Raw genomic sequence first — 19,202 nt, forward strand, 5'->3', positions numbered from 1 at the left:
ATTACCTTCCAGCTATTAGAATGATTCCACATCAAAACATGAGCTAATACCAATCGGGGTAAGTCGCTGTTGGCCGATCTTCGAGGTGCAGGCGTGACCTCAACCTTGGCAAGCTTGTGTGCTAAATTTTGATAATAAAAAAACCCCGACATTTCTGTCAGGGTTTCGTATTTGGAGCGACACACGAGGTTCCCGATCTTCGAGGTGCAGGCGTGACCTCAACCTTGGCAAGCTTGCGCGCTGAATTTTAGATAAGAAAAAAACCCCGACATTTCTGTCGGGGTTTCGTATTTGGAGCGACACACGAGGTTCGAACTCGTGACCTCAACCTTGGCAAGGTTGCGCTCTACCAGCTGAGCTAGTGTCGCATGCTATCAGTTCTTTATTCAAAGAAAGACAGACTTAATAGATGGTGCCCCGGGCCGGACTTGAACCGGCACAGCGCGAACGCCGAGGGATTTTAAATCCCTTGTGTCTACCAATTCCACCACCAGGGCACGCAATTCTTGATTGCGGTGCTCGTAACTGATTTAAGTTAGACACCATCTTTAAATAACGATCTGCCAATATTTCCAATCGTCATTACAAAATTTGGAGCGACACACGAGGTTCGAACTCGTGACCTCAACCTTGGCAAGGTTGCGCTCTACCAGCTGAGCTAGTGTCGCAAATTATTCACAAAGAATAATGGAGGCGCGTCCCGGAGTCGAACCGAGGTACACGGATTTGCAATCCGCTGCATAGCCACTCTGCCAACGCGCCATTACTTCGTAGAAGTAAACAATCTCTCGATTGCTAACCGCTTAACAGGTCTCCCCGTTGCGGTATGGCGGCCATTTTACAGATTCCATTTATGCTGTCACTAAAAAAATGCATCCAACAAGATCGTTCGATTATATTTCAGCCAAAAGCGGTAGAAATAAACCACAATGCAGAATTACTCAACGATTTCATTGCTTTCACACTAATAAAAAAGCGGCCTGCTGGCCGCTTTTTTGAATTCACGATGTTTTTATTGTTCAATGGTTTTCTGCATTTAATAAATCACCTTTTGCCGCTTTTAAGTATTGATACATTGACCAATACGTCAGCACCATAGCGACATAGAGAGATGCATAACCCAACCACACGACCCATGGGTGCGGCTGCCAAAGTAGCAACAGCAATGCGAACATTTGTGAAGCCGTTTTCACTTTACCTACCCAGGAAACGGCAACACTTGCACGTTTGCCCAGTTCAGCCATCCACTCACGCAGAGCAGAAATAATAATTTCACGCCCAATCATCGTAACAGCAGGAATAGTGACCCAAATAGAATGGTAGTCTTCAACCACTAACACTAACGCCGTTGCTACCATTAACTTATCAGCGACAGGATCAATAAACGCCCCAAACCGGGTGGTTTGGTTCAATTTGCGAGCAAGAAACCCATCAAACCAATCAGTTAAACCGGCAATAAAGAAAATTAGCGCTGTTGCAAATGCAGCCCATTCATACGGCAGATAAAACGTAATAACGAAGAAAGGAATGAGGATCAGTCTGATGAAACTCAAAACATTAGGGATTGATAAACGCATAATTTTAGTTCTTATGATTAAATACAGTATCACTACAGATACAAGAGTGCCGCAAAGCTAGTGATGTTGCAATGCGTCATATATCTTTTCTGACAAAGCCTTGCTAATACCTGGCACTTTAGCTATTTCTTCTTTGCTCGCTCGTTTTAGTTCCTGCAACCCCCCCATGAACTTCAATAATGCCTGACGGCGTTTAGGACCAATGCCTTCAACATCTTCCAACGCACTGCGTTTCCTGACTTTAGCACGTTGTGCTCGGTGTCCACTGATCGCATGATTATGGCTTTCGTCGCGAATATGCTGAATTAAGTGCAAAGCGGGTGAATCACCTGACATTGAGAATTCTTCACCAGTGATGAAGACCAGGGTCTCTAAGCCAGGTTTACGGGTTGTCCCTTTAGAAACACCTAACAGTAAAGGTTGCTTAGGCCATTCATCCATAAAAGGTTTTACTACATCATACGCTCTTGATAGCTGACCTCTACCCCCATCAATAAAAATAATATCGGGAATTTTATCGGGATCCATCTGTTTACCGTACCGACGTTCCAGTACCTGAGCCATTGCGGCATAATCATCACCGCCAGTAATACCCGTGATATTGTAACGCCGGTACTCCTGTTTTAACGGCCCTTCCCGATTGAAGACCACGCAGGAGCCAACAGTCTTCTCCCCCATGGTATGACTGATATCAAAACATTCCATTCTATTAATCGAATCAAGCTGTAACGTTTTACGTAATACAGCAAAACGTTCCTGAATCGTCATTTTATGATTGAGCTTACTTGTCAATGCCGTCATGGCATTGGTCTGCGCCAGGTTTAGATAGCGCGCACGATTACCACGAGGATTGGTTTTCAGTTCGATCTTGCGGCCAGCCATTTCCGATAAAGTATCGGTAATCACTGTCACCTCATCACCTAAGCTTGAACCCAGAATGATGACTGACGGAATAGTTCGCCCCTCAGCCTGATTGAGATAAAACTGGGTCACAAAACTGGACAGCACTTCCGTCACTTCGGTATCAGTCGGCATTTTCGGGAAGTAGCTCCGACTACCCAGTATTTTACCCTGTCGAATATACAAGGCGTGGATGCACGCCATGCCATTCTGATGGGCGATACCGACAACATCGAGATCATCTTCGTTATCATGACTGACGAATTGTTGTTCCTGAATCCGGCGTAATGCCTGAATTTGATCGCGGAAAACGGCTGCTTGTTCAAAATTAAGGCTCTGACTTGCCTGCTCCATTTTTTCAACTAAAGAAGCAATAACCTGACGATCTTTGCCTTGCAAAAACATCCGCACATAACCGACCTGATCCTGATAGTCATCCTCACTGATCAGCCCTTTAACACAAGGTCCTAAACAGCGACCAATCTGGTACATCAGACAAGGACGGCTACGGTTAGCATAAACAGAGTCTTCACACTGGCGAATAGGAAACAGCTTTTGCATCAAATGCAGACTTTCACGTACTGCGCCAGCGTCAGGATACGGGCCGAAATATTCGCCTTTACGCTTTTTTGCCCCGCGATGAATAGAAAGACGCGGGTGGCGGTGGTGGCTCATGAAGATATAAGGGTAAGATTTATCATCACGCAGTAGTACATTGTACTTTGGCAGATACTGCTTAATGTAATTATGCTCAAGGATCAGTGCCTCTGTCTCGGTATGGGTTACCGTGACATCGACCTTACGGATATTCTTGACTAATGCCCGGGTCTTTTCTCCCGCGACATTGGTACGAAAGTAACTCGACAGGCGTTTTTTGAGGTCTTTTGCTTTTCCGACATAAATGACCTCACCAGTGACGTCATACATCCGGTAGACGCCAGGCTGGTGAGTAACTGTTTTCAGAAAGCTTTTGTTATCAAATGCATCTGACACTACAACGTCTCTGCGTCCAACATCCCATGGCGAATAGCAAGGTGGGTCAGCTCTACATCACCGCTAATGTCTAATTTACTGAATAAACGGTAACGGTAACTATTAACAGTTTTAGGGCTTAAATTAAGTTGCTCCGAGATGTCGGTAACCTTCTGTCCCTTAGTGATCATCATCATGATCTGAAGCTCACGTTCTGAAAGCTCTTTAAAAGGATTCTCCGAATCTGGCGCAAACTGACTTAACGCCATTTGCTGAGCAATCTCAGGCGAAATATAGCGTTGCCCACTATTAACCATACGAATTGCATTGACCATCTCATTCGGCCCTGCACCTTTGGTGAGGTATCCAGCGGCACCGGCTTGCATCACTTTAGTAGGAAAAGGATTCTCGGTATGGATTGTCAGTACAATAATCTTAATATCGGGATTGAAACGAAGAATCTTCCGGGTTGCTTCCAGGCCACCGATACCTGGCATATTCATATCCATAAGAACGATATCCGCATTTTCACTACGGCACCATTTTACGGCATCTTCACCACTGTCGGCTTCCCCTACCACTTTTATACCACGGACATCTTCAAGAAGACGTCGGATCCCTGTGCGAACCAGTTCGTGATCATCTACAAGGAATACATTAATCAAGCTGTATCTCCAATATGATTTGGCTCTGCACCCAGCCGAAATTGGCAGGATAGCTGTTACTGATATTACCCAATTTTACCCTAACTTGAAATCCGAACACATACGGATTCTGCGTATTAGCGCAAATTTTCGAATAAACCTAATGCTTGACACTATTTAGTCAAGTGTATTTTTTACACACTTCAAGATAAAAAAGTATGAACATCAGTATTTACCATACATATGAAAAAATAAAGAGAAAAATTCAGAATAACTAAGCAGTTATATTTTAGACATAAAAAGCGACCTGACCGCCCACAACATACCCAGAGATTTAATATATGTTTAATCAGTAAATTATCTCGAAACTCTATCAATTTGCAGGTATAAATCGCCTTGTTGACATTATTACCAATAAAACCTCAGCAAACACAACGTTATATTTTTGTTGAGCAAAAAATACTCACCTATAACACCTACCCTCCCTTTGACCCGCTAACCATACATTTTCAGCTTTCTTCCCGTAACCATTTCATCTGACAAATAAGCTGTTCGATAACTAAATTTTTATACTAAAATCTGAAATGATTTCAAAAAAAAGAGGTCTATACTAAATATGGTAGCACTCGAAATACCATACCGAATTATATGCTACCACCTGTTCAACTTGGAGGATGTGAAATGAAAGTACTATTCGCCATTATGATGCTTTCCCTGTCAGGCTACGTGCTTGCATATGGGGGCGGAGGTAGTTACGGCGGTAACCCTGCAGTCTCGACGGGGGCAGTAAAAAATATTACCTCTGTTTGTCTTGATAAAAAGGGAAAACCAATTGCTAAAACTCAAAGCCTGAAGCTAAGCCGTGAATGTTCTCTCACCGGAGTGACTAGCATTGATTTAACCAACTATGACAATTTCTACAAAAATAAACCCAAAAATGAAACGCTTGCCGATATAAGAAAGATACAATACTAACCTGCCTATTTTAAAGCTTCTTACCTTTCTTAGTCTCTGATCCCTAACTGAAACGAAAGAAGGCCAGTAACAATGCTGGCCTTCCAAATTTGGCAGAGCTGATCTTTATATAAGCCGGAATTAATCGACGCTGGCGATAAGTAATTCAAATCGTTCGTTGCCTCTCAGCATCTCAAAATCCGCCTCCTCTGATGCTAACTCACGCAACGAGGCACTGCCTGTAATGGCACATTCCAGATCTGAAATTGCCTGTTCTTCTACGCCAAGGCAAGAATAGGCACAAGCACGCTGATAAAGGGCATGGGCGTTGCTATCATCCACTTCTAATACGCGGTTACACAAACTCAGTGCCCAGTGGAATTCTCGTATTTCCATCGCGGCATCCGCTTTATAGGTCAACGCTTCAAGATCACCCGGTCGTATTTTCAATACCTCATCATACACTTCCATCTTCTGCTCTGGTGTCTGCAGGCCCTGTGCACGTAACCAGAGATTATGTACTTCGTTGATTCTCTCGATTTCTTTGTTGTTTTCACTGATGCTGCGGGTTTTACGTTTCAGATCACGCTCCAAAACCTGAAATTTTTCCTCATATTGTTCAGCGATTTCTCGTAATTTCTTATCGGCATCTTGTAATTGCTGCTCTGCCATTTTTTTAGTGTTTGTGCGAAGTTCTCGCAAAGACTGCCAGCCAATCATCGCAATCAAGGATGCCACACCCGCGATGATGTAGAAAAAATAAGTTACCGTAACATTGGCATAATTGAGTGATTTGTCGGCAACCGCAAGCTCACGATCCGTAATGCTCACAACTAGACGCCGCTCCAAATCCTGCTGATCCGTTCGCAACGACTTAAGCTCATCGAGAACATAACGTTCCATCAGCGGCTTATCGTAAATACTTTCTTCAGAGTACTTTTCTGCTGCCAGGCTAGAAAATGATAAGCAAGCCAGTACAAACGCAAGCAAAATAGTTCGAAGCATAATGAGCCTTATTAAAAATGACAATATCCAGTAGCAACTGCACCACTAGCGACACCCTAACAAATTTAAACCGAGGTTATCCATACCGAATGACATTTTGTGGGCTATATCGGTGATAATTCGATACTTGATACGCATATAATTACACATATAGAAATCAATCAAGGCTCTTCTTAAACCGCTGCGATGCGACCAACAGGCCGAGAATGGTAAAGCCCATCAGCCAGACCGCGTCACGCCACAAATCAACCAATTGCGCACCGCGCAGCACAATCCCGCGGATCATTCGCATAAAATGTGTTGCCGGCAGAATTTCAGATATCCACTGCGCAGCTATCGGCATTGCTTCATAAGGGAATATAAAACCCGACAGCAAGATTGACGGCAAAAGAATGAAGATCGTCATCTGCATCGCCTGCAACTGGGTCTGGGCAATAGTCGAAATGACTAAACCTAGCGTCAGGCTGGCGGAAATAAACAGCAATGTACCCAGTAAGATCTGCGTGACAGCACCGTTAATCGGTACGTTAAAAATAAAATGTCCCAGCCCGAGAATAATTCCTACCTGGATCAGACCAACAAAAATATAGGGAATAATCTTGCCGATCATCAGCTCCAGCGGATGCACTGGTGTGGTGATCAGCAATTCTAGATTGCCTCGCTCCCGCTCACGTACAATGGCCGCCGAGGTAAACAATATCATGGTCATCGTCAGGATCACTCCCAATAAACCCGGAACAATATTCACCGCCGAGCGCCTTTCGGGGTTATACAACAAGGTCACTTCAAAAGTGGATAGTCCGGCAGGCTGATAGGTTATCAGCTCTTTCAGCGGCATATTTCTCAGCTGTAACAAAGCGGCGCTGATCATCGTATCGGAACCGTCAACCAGCCACTGTCCGACGATACGGTTCTGGCCGATCCGCTGAGTTAAATCCGCTGGCAAAATTAACGCACCGCGTACCGTTCCCTCGTTTATCGCCCGCTCAGCTTCATCTACGGTCAGAAACACATGCTTCACTGTCACCACCTGAGTGGCTTTTACTGATTCAGTAATGACTCGCCCGGCTGCGGAATAACTCTGATCAACGACTGCAATCGGGATATTTCTGACATCGGTGTTAATGGCATAACCAAATAACAATAGCTGGATCAACGGGATCATGACCACCATGCCAAAGGTCAGACGGTCTCGGAACAGCTGCCGTATTTCTTTAACCATTATGGCTTTTATACGGAACAAGCCTGTAGGAAGAAACCTATTCATTGCCGTCCCTCCCCCGTACAGGTCACGAACACATCCTCAAGGCTAGGACGCGCAATGGTTAGCTCTGCTTTCTCCAGAGAGGAAAAACCAGCACGCAGCCAGCCAATCGGATCATTGACTTCCTTGCGAACCAGCACACGCAGCCGGATGCCTAACTGGGCTGCTGAGCGCACTTCTGGCAGCTTGAGCAGAGTCTCTTTTAACTGACGCAGATCCTCCGCTTGAATTTCTACGACAGTGATCCCCATGCTACTCATCAGTGCTTCCGGCGTATCATCAGCCCGTATCACACCCGACTCCATAATCGCCAAAGCATGGCAGCGTTCCGCTTCATCCATATAGTGCGTGGTCACCAGAATTGTGGTGCCCTGATCGCTTAAATCAAACAGCTGCTCCCAGAACTCGCGACGGTTTTCCGGATCGACCGCTGAGGTTGGCTCGTCAAGCAATAACATCTTCGGCTGATGCATTGTGGCAGCGGCCAAGCCCAGCCGCTGCTTCTGGCCACCGCTGAGACTCCCTGCCCGCTGTTTTGTCAGTAAGCTTAAGCCATAAGTGGAGAGCTGCCCCTCTATGCGAGAATTTAATTGTTTGCCCGGCATTCCGAAAATCTGGCCGATAAACTGGAGGTTTTCTTTTACCGTCAAATCGTCATAAAGCGAGAACTTCTGGGTCATATAACCGATACGCAAGCGCAGCTTTTCTGCCTGCCGGGGAATAGACAACCCCAGCACTTCAACCGTACCGGATGTCGGACTCAGCAGCCCGGTTAACATCCGCAGCGTTGTCGACTTACCGCAACCATTCGGACCGAGAAAACCGTAAATGCTGCCTTCAGGCACCACCAGTTCAAGTCCGTCAACAGCGGTAAAATCACCAAACTTGCGGGTCAGCTTATTGGCAATAATAACATTCTCACTCATCAGGCATCTCCACTTGCGCCGGCACACCTGCAGGTAGGATTCTGGCTTCGTCAGGTAGATCTATTTCGGCCAGATAGACCAGCCGCGCCCGATCTTGTTCGTTTAACGCAAAGTAAGGCGTGAATGCAGGCTCGGTTGACACCCATCGCAATGTACCCTGAAAGCTATGCTCTATGCCGTCGACATGAACAATTAATCTATCCCCCGGCTGTAACTTCACGCGGTAGGGTTCAGGTACATATACCCGGGCATAAGGCGCTGTGTCGGCCTGAATGGTGGCCACAATGCCGTTCTTCGGTACACGTTCCCCCACGTTATACGGCAAACTGTCGAGCACTCCGCTGCGTGTGGCAACCACCGTCAGATCATTGAGTATTTGCTGTTGCAACTGCACTTCCGCATCTGCCGCTGCCAGAGCAGCTTGCGCTTGCTTAATATCTTCGGGGCGTTCGCCGTTGGTCAGCTTGGTGAGTTTTTCTTTTGACGAGTCGTAATCCGCCTGAGCCGCATCTCTTTGTGCTCTGGCTTTGTCTTTTTCGGCAAAACTGGCCAGCTTCTGCTCAACCAGCTTACTCATCCGTTTATAGGTTTTCTGCGCCTCGACCAGCAATGCTTCGGCGCGTCCCAGGTTTGCCTGAGCAGCGGCGATATCTTCTTCCCTTTCACCATTAGTTAGCCGCAGTAAGTAAGCGCCCGCTTTCGCCTTTTCAGCCTCTGCTCTGGCAAGAACTGCACTTTGCTGCATGGTATCGAGTCTCACCAGCACATCGCCCAACTTCACCGCAGCACCTTCTCTTACTGGCAGTTCACGGACAATTTCATTCGCTGTTGCGGTGAGAGTGACCCTGTCACGTTCCAGTATACCAAGAGCCTGATGGGCGCGGTTATTGTCACAAGCGGTGAGTAACATCACCATGCTTAAAACAAGTAAGGGGGATAATATTCTTTGACGAGATAAAGCTATGTGACGAAATAAAGCAATGAGTTCTCTTTTCATCATATTCTGCCCGGCCATCAGCAAAGGGATAATAAAAGTGTACGCCTCTTTGTCAGGTATACAATTGAATTAATACGGTTAAATCAACACCACTGGACTTCCGGTGCCTATTACCGGTATTGCTTTGACATTATGTTCCGCGACCAATTGTTATTCAGAGTCTGACGGGGATTTACAAGCGAGAGATTTGATCATTTCAATCACTTTTTCCTGCTGTGAAAAAAGCTCTTTTGAGGTATATATTCCCACAGTTCCTCGGAAATATTGTTTTTCCATCGTGAGCGGCTGAAGCCCGAAACGTGAAAAATATGACGTCATATCACTTGGATACGGCATCACCGCATTCGTTTCAAGCGTTATATCGATACTCGCAAGCAGTGATCCCATTTCAAAAACCGTGCGCTCATCCAGCTTCTGTTTTTGTCGTTCAATACGCTTAGGCACTGGGTTTTCGATAATATGGCTGTATTTTTCGGCATCGTAAGTAACCGCAACAGACGGGTATTCTTCAAGCATCGTATCGGTGACAAGCTGATCACGCAACGGGTGGGAATCATTGACGAAAAAACTGTCATAGGTCTGAAAAAGCGGAATAAAAATCACATTGAACTTCGATGACAGTCCCACAATTTCATGTCCGATAAACAGCTCCATCTCATTTTTAACCAGAGAATCCATCAAACTCAGATGATTCCCGAACTCCACCTGAATTGAGGCTGAAGGACAGAACTGACGGTACTGATGTACAAGCTCCTTGATAAACAGCGCCCACCACGCATCACCAGTGCCAATTCGCAACTTGCCAGCCTTATGTTGTTTTCTCTCTTCGATCCTATCCAGCATATGTTTATATTGCTGCTGCATTACTGAGCAATCATCAAACAAGATTTCGCCAAATTCGGTCAGCTTCATACCGGAAGCTTTTCGCTCAAATACTGTGACACCCAATGATTGTTCTAGCTTCTTAATGCTACTGGTAACCGCAGGCTGGCTCATTCCCAGCATCTGGGCGGCCTCGCTCACACTCTCCAGCCGGGCGACCAGTAAAAAATGCTGTAATACTTTGTCCATTTCTATCTCGTTATAATTGAAGAAATAATCCGACGATTGGTTATTTGAAAATATTGCTCCAATGATCACATATTCATCAGTTTTATTAATAGTCAATTGTGATAAATAGTCGATATACCTCTCCTTTTTTTCGACCATTATAAATAAAATTTATACCATGACATTTCCTTACTATTTCTACTGCATCAGGCCACGATCTAAGATGCGCAGCAGATTTAGCTATAATTTAAGGAAAGAACAATGAAACCAACATTACTCGCGGTTGCTGTCGCACTTGTGTTCTCAGTCGCTGGTTGTAACTCCAGTGATACCCGTTCGGACACTGTTATGGGAAATACGGGCAATACCGACAATGGCGGTAAAGACATACCGATCATCAGTGAAGACAGACCTGTCATCGAAGAGGCCTTATACTTACGGGGGATCAACGGTGACTGGGGAGCATCAGATCGCGCAAAACTGATATACCAAGGTAAGAGCCAATACGTCTCTGTCATTCGTGTCGCGAGGGGAACGAACCAGTTTAAAGTTGCAGACGAAGGTTGGCAGATCGAGTACACCGGCTACCGCACACCCATTGTATTTGGCCAGCAGAATGAATTTGTCAGTAAGCCTGCCGAAAACACAGACTGTATGAATCAGGACTGTAATTCTGAAATCACTTTTCCTGATAAAGGCTATTACAAGTTTGCGGTCGATCTGTCAGATATAAAAAGACTTCAGTTAACCGTTACAGAAGCCACTCAGGAAGAAGCCGAACAATTTTATAAAGATGCCATTATTGATCCTTCCACGGTGCATATCGGACATAAACAATCAACGTCCAGCCCTTATAGTAACTATGACAACACAACCGATACCGTAAAAATTTCAGTTAAAGATCCGGATGCCAGCCTTCGTACGTTCGGAATTTCCACCACAGCAGAATTACGCGACGCCTTGGATCAGGGGCTGTACGTTAGCGAAGATAGTGACAAGCCACGGGTACGAACAGGTGATCTGGCCTTTGATGGTCTTTTCGCCCTGTCCATTCAGGAATTAAACCAACTTGCAGTCTCTGAAATCAAAGATGGCAATTACAACCATAACAAACCGATTACAGCGGATGTTTTTGAAACCGGTGCTAAATGGCATTACGTCTGGACTCGCGACCTCGCTTATGCCGCCGATCTGTCCGTAGCACTGCTTGATCCGACACGTGTCAAAAACGGGTTGGAATTCAAGCTGTCTGATTTCAGAGAAGGTACTGGTCGTGAATATGATGGTGAACAAATTATTCAGGACACCGGTACCGGCGGCAGCTGGCCAATCAGTACCGACAGAACGTCATGGGCACTGGGTGCCGAGCGCCTACTCAGTACACTCACCGGGGAAGAGTACGATGCATTTGCCATGCGCGCTTACCATGCCCTGAGCAACACCATTAAAGCCGACCGGGTCGCCGCTTTTGATGAAACCGACGGCCTGTATCAAGGAGAACAGTCGTTCCTCGACTGGCGTGATCAGACATATTCAAGCTGGACACCCGATGATGTAAATTACATCGCCACCAGCAAAGCACTCTCTACGAATATTGTCCACTATCGCGCTCTGATGCTGGCGTCAAAGCTCGCAGAAAGTTATGACACCTCAGCGGTAGCAGAATACCAGCAATGGGCGAATGAACTGAAGCAAGCCATTAATGATCAGTTCTGGAACAGCACTAAAGGACTGTATTCAAGCTATCTTTTTGATGCCAAATCCAATATTCAGGTTGATAAATACGATATGCTCGGTGAAGCACTGGCAATCATCAGCGGTATTGCCGATGACGGTCAGGCAAAAAAAATCATGGCCAATTACCCGCATAGCGAGTTTGGTGTACCGGTTTACTTCCCGCAGCAGCCAGGCGTCGCGGTTTATCACAACCGAGCCATCTGGCCTTTTGTCACAGCCTACAGTCTGAAAGCAGCCGCCAAAGCCAAAAATGTCGCCGCGGCAAACAATGCCTATCAATCCCTGCTTCGCGGAACCGCGCTGAATTTGTCAAATATGGAGAATTTAGAATGGCTGTCCGGCCAGTCACTGGTTTTACACGGCGACCATGGTAAAGACTCTTCACTCGACGGCCCGGTTATTAACTCTCAGCGCCAGTTATGGTCTGTCGGTGGTTACCTGGGAATGGTGGTCGAAAACATCTTTGGCTTTAACACCGACAATGGCGTGCTTACGATTAAGCCCTTTATTACGGCAGAGCTGAGAAACAACACATTCAAAAACTCCTCACAAATAAAAATAGAAAACCTGGTTTATAAAGGTGCAAAATACAGCGTAACCGTTGAACTGCCACCGGTTGACAACAATAACAGTGGCTATTTTGATATTGCATCGGTCAACAAGACCAACAACGACATTGTTGTCAAACTGGGCCAACGCCTAGCGGGTGATGAGTCACTAACGCTTATCGAAGGCGTACTGCCGTACGATACCGATAATGCCAAAGCGTTCTCTCCGCAAGAGCCTACTCTGGAAGTCACCAACACCGATGGTGATATAAGTGTTGTGATTGAAAATCAAAACAACTACGCCGTGAACATCTACCGCAATAGTCAGCAATTTCACACCAACTACAGTGGCAGTAAGTTCACAGATAAGTTAAACGGCAATGAATATGTCTGTTATGTAGCGGAAACTATTAACAGTGCGGGCTATCGCTCTAACCCGAGTAAGCCAGTGTGTACCGGTGAAGCACTGCAGGTTGAATTCAACGGAACCTATACCGTATTTAACAAGGATATCAATGTCGTTTCATTTGACGGGATCAATAACGAGTTAGACGGTAAGCAGACGTTCCGGATTGCAGAAACGGGTACCTACGATTTTGCGGCACTCTACAATAACAACCTTGGTCAGCTTAATACCGGTATTACCAATGCCGTGAAAAAACTGACGATCAAAGATGGTGACGGCAAACTTGTTGCTGATGGTATTTTACAAATGGGTCATATTGGTGAAGCGCAGGGGTTACGCATGTCAACACCGATGACCGTTCAGTTATCACAAGGGGTCGATTACAGCTTTACCCTCAGTGATTATTTCAACATGAGCTATCTCAACGCCAACAATACGTACATTTACTCTGGCGGACTGGACGGTTTTGAGAACTCAACCAATCTGGTTGACATGAAAATTACCCGTCATTAATCCTCGAAACAACTAAGCTAAATGCCAGTCAACGATTTGCTGACTGGCATTTCTCATCAAAGAGCTTTTTGTTTGCCTTAATTTTGTGTTGCGATAGTCAAACTGGACTGGAGCAGGCTGGCCATTACGGTAGCTTGCCGCCAGCCATTACGGCCTGCGGTATTCCGTTTGGGTTCGATGTTCCTACTTAACTCAGACTGCAGGTTTACCCCTGTATTTCGTATGCAACAGATGGTGAGATTTCTCACTAAGCGGCTGTTCGAGGAACTCAGCGTACAGCTGCTGAACCGCCTCATTCTCATGGGATTTACGCATCAGCTTGCCTTCATCTTCAGCATAAATTGCGTTAATCCGTTTCATGCGCACAGCATCAGTGGTTAGGCGCGGTTGCCCGCCACCTCCGATGCAGCCTCCGGGACAAGCCATCACCTCGATAAAATGGTAGCTCTTCTCGCCTGATTCGATATGTTCAATCAGGCTGCGGGCATTGGCCAGACCGTGCGATACTGCCACCTTGACTTCCACGCCATCCAGGAATGACCAGTCGGCCACCGGGTGCTCAATCACAATCGATGCCTCTTTTACCCCTTCCAGCCCAGTCACCGGAGTAACGTGCAGGTTCTTTACTGGTAGCTCCCGTCCGGTAACTATCTCGTAGGCGGTACGCAGTGCTGCCTCCATGACCCCACCGGTATTGGCAAAGATGTCTGCGGCACCGGAGCTCAGCCCCAGCGGTGCATCCATCTCACTCTCCTGTAGTGCCATGAAGTCGATACCTGCCTCTTTGACCATCTGCCCTAACTCGCGGGTTGTTAGTACATAGTCCACATCCTGCACGCTGCTATCAATCATCTCCTGCCGCTGGCACTCAAATTTTTTCGCCGTACAAGGCATGATGGATACTACGGTCATCTGTTCCGGCCGGATCCCCTGCTTCCGGGCATAGTAGGTCTTGGCAACCGCACCAAACATCTGCTGTGGCGATTTACAACTGGAGAGGTTGGGCAGCATGTCAGAATAGTAGTATTCGGCAAAATTGATCCACGCAGGACAACAGCTGGTGAACATTGGCAGCGAGACTGTTTCCTTATCCTGCAGCGCCTTCTTCAGCCGCATCAGCAGCTCTGTACCTTCCTCCATGATGGTGAGGTCTGCGGTAAAGTTGGTGTCGAACACCCCATCAAAACCCAACTGACGCAGTGCGCTGGTCATCTTACCTGTCACCAGGGTACCTGGTTCACAGCCGAAGCACTCGCCAAGTGCCGCGCGAATGGCCGGTGCGGTCTGCACCACGACGGTTTGCTGTGGATCCTCGAGCACTTTCCAGACATCCTCTACGTGATTGCGCTCTGAGATGGCGCCAACCGGACAAACCGCAGCACACTGACCACACTGGACGCATGCCACGTCATTTAGACCCAGGGCAAACGCCGGTCCGATGACTGTCTCGAAGCCACGCCCCTGCGGATAGAGTGCACCCACGCTCTGCACTTGGGAGCAGACTGTGACACAGCGACGGCATTTAATGCATTTGCCATTATCGCGCAGCAGTGCTGGCGTACTGTCGTCGATGTGTGAGGCTGCCTTTTCGCCCTGATAGCGGATCGCTTTCAGTCCCAGCTCTGCGGCCAGTTGCTGCAGATCACAATCTTCATTACGGTCACAGATCTGGCAGTTGCCCTCATGCTCTGAAAGGATCAGTTCAACCACTTTTCTGCGGGCGTCACGCACCTTAGGACTATGGGTCATCACCCGCATCCCGTCTGCAACCGGTGTAGAGCAAGCTGCCATCAGGTTTCGCGCCCCCTCTATTTCAACCAGACAGACCCGGCAGGCCCCGGTGGGCGCAAGCTTCTCCAGAAAGCAGAGCGTAGGGATATGGATGGCGGCCTGCTTCGCTGCCTCCAGAATGGTCGTGCCTTCGCCTGCGACAATCTCCTTTCCATTGATGGTAACCTTAAGCATCGGAAGCCTCCTCCTGGTGAACCGGGCATTTTCCATAATCACAGCGCAGACAACGTTTCGCCTGGCGGATCGCCTCGGTCTCGTTCCACGCCTGCTCCACCTCATCAAAGTTATTTCTTCGTTTTTCTACCGGGATCATCCGTAGTGCCTCCCTTGGATAGGGAACGGGATCGGCATCGGGATCATAGTTGGTGGTATTTTCATGCTCTGCCCGCCAGAAGGCATGCTTCTCACCGCAAAGGAAGCAGTCGATGCCCACGGCAGCCCGCTCACCATCGGCAATCGCCCTGACCACCGACATCGGTCCGGTCACAGAATCGCCACCGGCAAACACGCCCTCCATTGAGGTCTGGCCGGTGACCGGATCGGCTTTCACCCAGCCATTGCTGTTGAGTAACTGCTCTTTGCCAAACACACTTGTATCCAGAGTCTGTCCCACTGCCAGGATCACCTGGTCAGCATCGACGCTGAAGCATTCATTTTCATCAGCTTCAGGGCGTCTGCGACCGGAGCGGTCGAACTCACCCAGGTGCATATGTCGACATTTCACCGCTGCTACCCGGCCCGCCGAATCGCTCTTTATCTCTTGTGGAGCGGTCAGGGTTCTGATGCTGACACCCTCCTGGATCGCCTCATCGATCTCCTCGGCGTAGGCTGGCATCTCCTCGCGAGTACGACGATAGAGCACGGTGACCGTTTCCGCTCCTAGTCGAATCGCTGTGCGAGCAGCATCAATGGCAGCATTCCCCCCACCGATAACAGCAACGTTCCGGCCAACCGGAACTGAACCTCGAATGTTGTATTCACGCAGGAATGCCATCCCATCGACGACAAATTCAGCATCGCTACCAGCACGCTCCAGGGTCACTCCCTGTGGTGCACCAATGCCTATGAATATCGCATCTGCGCCCTCATCTTTCAGTTGCTCGATGGTGAAGTCTCGCCCCAATGCCAAGCCAGTTTTTATGGTGACGCCCATATTTTCAATCATCCGGATCTCACGGGCGATGGTTTCTCTGGGCAGTCGGTAGGCGGGAATGGCCTGCACCAGCATCCCGCCAGGACGCGGCTCTTTCTCATAGATAACCGGTTTATAACCCAGTCGGGCAAGGAAGAAGGCGCAGGAGATGCCAGCGGGGCCACCACCAACGATGGCGATATTGCGACGTGCATTTTCTTCGTTATGCCGGAACTCTGGTAGTTGTGGTTCCAGCTCCTGATCGACCATGAATCGCTTTATGCCACGGATAGATACTGGCTGGTCCAACGAGGAGCGACGACACTTCTCTTCACAGGTGTGGAAGCAGACCCGGGCGCACACGCTGGCAAACGGATTGCGGCTGCGATGCAGCTGCAGTGCTTCATCGTAGCGCTGCTCACCCACCAGCGACACAAATCCCGGGATATCGACCCCGGCGGGACAAGCGGTCTGGCAGGGAGCACGCACCAGTGACGGGCAGACACCCGCCCGGCAGTGGCGGTCCCTTATATGCTCAACATATTCTTCGCGGAAATGGCGGATGGTCGATAACACAGGGTTGGGCGCAGTCTGCCCTAGTCCGCACAGCGAGGTTTCCTGGATCAGCTCACCCAACTCCACCAACTGGTCGATATCCTCCATCTGGCCACGGCCTTCGCAAATTCGGGTCAGGATCTCCAGCATCCGCTTGGTGCCGACCCGACAGGGAACACACTTACCACAGGACTCCTCTTGGACAAATTCCAGAAAGAAGCGGGCAATATCAACCATACAGGCATCATCATCCATCACAATCAGCCCGCCTGAACCCATGATGGCACCCAGTTCACTAAGCGACTCATAGTCCAGCGGCACATTGAGGTGCTGTTTCGGCACACATCCACCTGAGGGGCCCCCCAGCTGTGCGGCCTTGAACGTCTTGTCGTTGACTATCCCACCGCCGATGTCATAGATCAGCTCACCCAGGCTGGTGCCGATCGGCACCTCAACCAGCCCTGTGTTGCGTACCGCTCCGGCGAGTGCAAACACCTTGGTTCCCTTACTCTTGCCGGTACCGAAGGCGGCGTACCAGCCGGCTCCACGGTTGATGATTTCGGGTACACTGGCAAAGGTTTCGACGTTGTTCAGACAGGAGGGTTTATCCCACAGTCCCTTCTGCGCCGGGAATGGCGGACGCGGACGCGGCTCCCCCCTGCGCCCCTCGATGGAAGCCATCAGCGCAGTTTCCTCGCCACAAACAAAAGCACCGGAACCCATCCGGATCTCAAGATTGAAGGAGAAACGGGAACCGAGAATATTCTCACCCAGCAGACCATATTGCCTGGCTTCATCGATCGCTTTCTGCAACCGGTATACAGCCAGAGGATATTCTGCCCGCACGTAAACATAGCCCTGTGAGGCGCCAATGGCATAGGCACCGATGATCACCCCCTCAATCAGGCTATGCGGGTCGCCCTCCAGCACGCTGCGATCCATGTAGGCCCCCGGGTCCCCTTCGTCGGCGTTACACAGCATGTAACGCTGATCCGCCGGGCTATTGCGGGTGGAATTCCATTTCATCCAGGTCGGAAAACCGGCACCACCACGGCCGCGCTGCCCAGAGATTTTCATCTGCTCAATAACATCATCGGCAGTCATGCCATCGAGCACCTTTCCAAGTGCCTGATAGACACCCACATTTAGCGCTTCGGTAATGCTTTCCGGGTCAATTTGCCCGCAATGTCGCAACACAATCTTTGTCTGCTTGCTGAAGAAATCGATATCGGAAATAGAAGGAATAGCCCTGTCGCCACTGCCGTCACGGGCAACCAGACGTTCAATCACCTGACCACCCAGTAGGTGCTGATTAACGATTTGTGCAGCATCTTCCGGCTTAACGCGTTGATAGAACGTCATATCGTCGAGCATCAGCATTACCGGACCTTCCACACACAGTCCCATGCAACCCACAGCAATCACGTTCGCCCGGTCATTAAGTTGCTGTGCGGCTATCTGCTCCCGGAGAGCGGCAATCACCTTGTCTGAGCCGGAGGCCAGACAGCCGCCACCGGCACAAACCAGTATCTGGCTGACACCCTCGGCCCGGTTGAGTTGTTCAGGAAGTCGGCGAAGCGCTTCAAATGAAGAGATGCGTTTTACTGGCAGGTTCATCCGGCATCCCCCATCTCGTCCGTTGTACAGGGTTCTTCAATCTGCCCATCAGCATAGGCTTTTAACAGCTCGCCCAATCTGGTTGGTTTAATCCGTTGATGAACATCGTCATTAATCATAATTACTGGTGCGAGGCCACAGGCACCATAACAGCGGCCAACATCCAGAGAAAACTGCCGGTCTTCGGTGGTTTCTCCCACATCGATACCCAGCTCCTTTTTCAGTGACGACAGGACCTCTTTTCCTCCCCGCACATAACAGGCGGTTCCCAGACATACCCGGACCACATATCGCCCTCGCGGCACTGTAGAGAAGAAGGAGTAGAAGCCGACAACGCTGGCAACCTCGCTGTAGGATTTGTTGAACCGGGAGCTGATCTGCTTCAGAATACTCTCGGAAAGATAGCCAAACCGACTTTGCGCAATCTGCAATGCGGGGATCAATCCACCAGGTTTATCCAGGTAATCCGCAATAAGCCCATCCAGTTGCTCAAGCATCTCCTGTTCGGTCAACTCCTCGCAACAGTTACAACCAGTCACATTTTCCGTCATCAGAAATCTCCGTATCTCAGACATGAGATGCATCAGGCGTATTGCCTTATTCCTGCCGCCCTG

At 48.6% G+C, this 19,202-nt stretch carries 13 protein-coding genes and 4 tRNA genes; 2 read left to right on the top strand and 15 right to left on the bottom strand.

Annotation, left to right across the window (positions count from 1 at the left end):
* Window positions 1–292: 292 nt before the first annotated feature.
* The 7 genes from C9I89_RS00330 to uvrY form a co-directional block, all read right to left on the bottom strand.
* Window positions 293–368 (bottom strand) — tRNA-Gly (locus C9I89_RS00330).
* A gap of 42 nt (window positions 369–410) precedes the next feature.
* Window positions 411–497: transfer RNA gene (locus C9I89_RS00335), tRNA-Leu, on the bottom strand.
* A 95-nt stretch (window positions 498–592) separates the two neighbouring features.
* Window positions 593–668, bottom strand: a tRNA-Gly gene (locus C9I89_RS00340).
* Between the two features lie 20 nt (window positions 669–688).
* A tRNA-Cys gene (locus C9I89_RS00345) sits at window positions 689–762 on the bottom strand.
* 257 nt (window positions 763–1,019) lie between these two features.
* On the bottom strand, window positions 1,020–1,577 hold the full coding sequence (pgsA, locus tag C9I89_RS00350; RefSeq protein WP_107281363.1) for a CDP-diacylglycerol--glycerol-3-phosphate 3-phosphatidyltransferase: 558 nt from the start codon (window positions 1,575–1,577) through the stop codon (window positions 1,020–1,022).
* 57 nt (window positions 1,578–1,634) lie between these two features.
* Window positions 1,635–3,470: an excinuclease ABC subunit UvrC gene (uvrC, locus tag C9I89_RS00355; RefSeq protein ID WP_107281364.1), complete on the bottom strand. Its 1,836-nt coding sequence runs from the start codon at window positions 3,468–3,470 to the stop codon at window positions 1,635–1,637.
* A complete protein-coding gene (gene uvrY / locus C9I89_RS00360; protein WP_107281365.1) occupies window positions 3,470–4,114 on the bottom strand; it encodes a UvrY/SirA/GacA family response regulator transcription factor in 645 nt (214 codons plus the stop codon). The genes uvrC and uvrY overlap by 1 nt, the downstream gene beginning before the upstream one ends.
* 660 nt (window positions 4,115–4,774) lie before the next feature.
* Between uvrY and C9I89_RS00365 the strand changes: the two genes are divergently transcribed.
* The gene (locus C9I89_RS00365; RefSeq protein ID WP_107281366.1) at window positions 4,775–5,068 is read left to right on the top strand and encodes a hypothetical protein; all 294 of its coding nucleotides are present in this window, start codon (window positions 4,775–4,777) and stop codon (window positions 5,066–5,068) included.
* 120 nt (window positions 5,069–5,188) lie between these two features.
* On the opposite strand, the gene C9I89_RS00370 is transcribed toward C9I89_RS00365, so the two are convergent.
* The 5 genes from C9I89_RS00370 to C9I89_RS00390 all read right to left on the bottom strand — a co-directional run bounded on the left by C9I89_RS00370 (window position 5,189) and on the right by C9I89_RS00390 (window position 10,310).
* Window positions 5,189–6,052 carry a tetratricopeptide repeat protein gene (locus tag C9I89_RS00370; protein ID WP_107281367.1) on the bottom strand — a complete coding sequence of 288 codons (864 nt, stop codon included), beginning with the start codon at window positions 6,050–6,052 and terminating at the stop codon, window positions 5,189–5,191.
* A 157-nt stretch (window positions 6,053–6,209) separates the two neighbouring features.
* Entirely contained in the window at window positions 6,210–7,319 is a 1,110-nt protein-coding gene (locus C9I89_RS00375; RefSeq protein ID WP_107281368.1) for an ABC transporter permease, read from the bottom strand.
* Window positions 7,316–8,242: an ABC transporter ATP-binding protein gene (locus tag C9I89_RS00380; RefSeq protein ID WP_107281369.1), complete on the bottom strand. Its 927-nt coding sequence runs from the start codon at window positions 8,240–8,242 to the stop codon at window positions 7,316–7,318. The genes C9I89_RS00375 and C9I89_RS00380 overlap by 4 nt, the downstream gene beginning before the upstream one ends.
* On the bottom strand, window positions 8,235–9,158 hold the full coding sequence (locus tag C9I89_RS00385; protein WP_170107600.1) for an HlyD family secretion protein: 924 nt from the start codon (window positions 9,156–9,158) through the stop codon (window positions 8,235–8,237). The genes C9I89_RS00380 and C9I89_RS00385 overlap by 8 nt, the downstream gene beginning before the upstream one ends.
* A 231-nt stretch (window positions 9,159–9,389) precedes the next feature.
* Window positions 9,390–10,310, bottom strand: coding sequence for a LysR family transcriptional regulator (locus tag C9I89_RS00390; RefSeq protein WP_107281823.1), 921 nt, complete (start codon window positions 10,308–10,310; stop codon window positions 9,390–9,392).
* A gap of 240 nt (window positions 10,311–10,550) precedes the next feature.
* On the opposite strand from C9I89_RS00390, the gene C9I89_RS00395 reads away from it, so the two are divergent.
* Entirely contained in the window at window positions 10,551–13,493 is a 2,943-nt protein-coding gene (locus C9I89_RS00395) for an alpha-L-rhamnosidase-related protein (RefSeq protein WP_107281370.1), read from the top strand.
* Between the two features lie 192 nt (window positions 13,494–13,685).
* Here the strand turns inward: C9I89_RS00395 and C9I89_RS00400 are convergent, their stop codons facing one another.
* From C9I89_RS00400 to C9I89_RS00410, 3 genes are read right to left on the bottom strand one after another with little or no spacing between them, the layout of a single operon-like run.
* Window positions 13,686–15,458, bottom strand: coding sequence for an NADH-dependent [FeFe] hydrogenase, group A6 (locus C9I89_RS00400; RefSeq protein ID WP_107281371.1), 1,773 nt, complete (start codon window positions 15,456–15,458; stop codon window positions 13,686–13,688).
* Window positions 15,451–18,588, bottom strand: a complete 3,138-nt coding sequence (locus tag C9I89_RS00405) for an NADH-ubiquinone oxidoreductase-F iron-sulfur binding region domain-containing protein (protein ID WP_107281372.1) — start codon at window positions 18,586–18,588, stop codon at window positions 15,451–15,453. Before C9I89_RS00405 ends, C9I89_RS00400 begins: the two co-directional genes overlap by 8 nt.
* Window positions 18,585–19,163, bottom strand: a complete 579-nt coding sequence (locus C9I89_RS00410; protein WP_211315188.1) for an NADH-quinone oxidoreductase subunit NuoE family protein — start codon at window positions 19,161–19,163, stop codon at window positions 18,585–18,587. The genes C9I89_RS00405 and C9I89_RS00410 overlap by 4 nt, the downstream gene beginning before the upstream one ends.
* Window positions 19,164–19,202: the final 39 nt, after the last annotated feature.

The organism is Photobacterium lipolyticum (genome assembly GCF_003026475.1).
Taxonomy (GTDB): Bacteria; Pseudomonadota; Gammaproteobacteria; order Enterobacterales; family Vibrionaceae; genus Photobacterium; species Photobacterium lipolyticum.

What these genes read in the sequence shown, in the direction of transcription:
- C9I89_RS00365 (WP_107281366.1), top strand. Translation starts at nt 4,775, where the DNA reads ATGAAAGTACTATTCGCCATTATGATGCTTTCCCTGTCAGGCTACGTG.
- C9I89_RS00370 (WP_107281367.1), bottom strand. Translation starts at nt 6,052, where the DNA reads ATGCTTCGAACTATTTTGCTTGCGTTTGTACTGGCTTGCTTATCATTT.
- C9I89_RS00375 (WP_107281368.1), bottom strand. Translation starts at nt 7,319, where the DNA reads ATGAATAGGTTTCTTCCTACAGGCTTGTTCCGTATAAAAGCCATAATG.
- C9I89_RS00385 (WP_170107600.1), bottom strand. Translation starts at nt 9,158, where the DNA reads ATGGTGATGTTACTCACCGCTTGTGACAATAACCGCGCCCATCAGGCT.
- C9I89_RS00410 (WP_211315188.1), bottom strand. Translation starts at nt 19,163, where the DNA reads ATGTCTGAGATACGGAGATTTCTGATGACGGAAAATGTGACTGGTTGT.
- C9I89_RS00390 (WP_107281823.1), bottom strand. Translation starts at nt 10,310, where the DNA reads ATGGACAAAGTATTACAGCATTTTTTACTGGTCGCCCGGCTGGAGAGT.
- C9I89_RS00400 (WP_107281371.1), bottom strand. Translation starts at nt 15,458, where the DNA reads ATGCTTAAGGTTACCATCAATGGAAAGGAGATTGTCGCAGGCGAAGGC.
- C9I89_RS00380 (WP_107281369.1), bottom strand. Translation starts at nt 8,242, where the DNA reads ATGAGTGAGAATGTTATTATTGCCAATAAGCTGACCCGCAAGTTTGGT.
- pgsA (WP_107281363.1), bottom strand. Translation starts at nt 1,577, where the DNA reads ATGCGTTTATCAATCCCTAATGTTTTGAGTTTCATCAGACTGATCCTC.
- C9I89_RS00405 (WP_107281372.1), bottom strand. Translation starts at nt 18,588, where the DNA reads ATGAACCTGCCAGTAAAACGCATCTCTTCATTTGAAGCGCTTCGCCGA.
- C9I89_RS00395 (WP_107281370.1), top strand. Translation starts at nt 10,551, where the DNA reads ATGAAACCAACATTACTCGCGGTTGCTGTCGCACTTGTGTTCTCAGTC.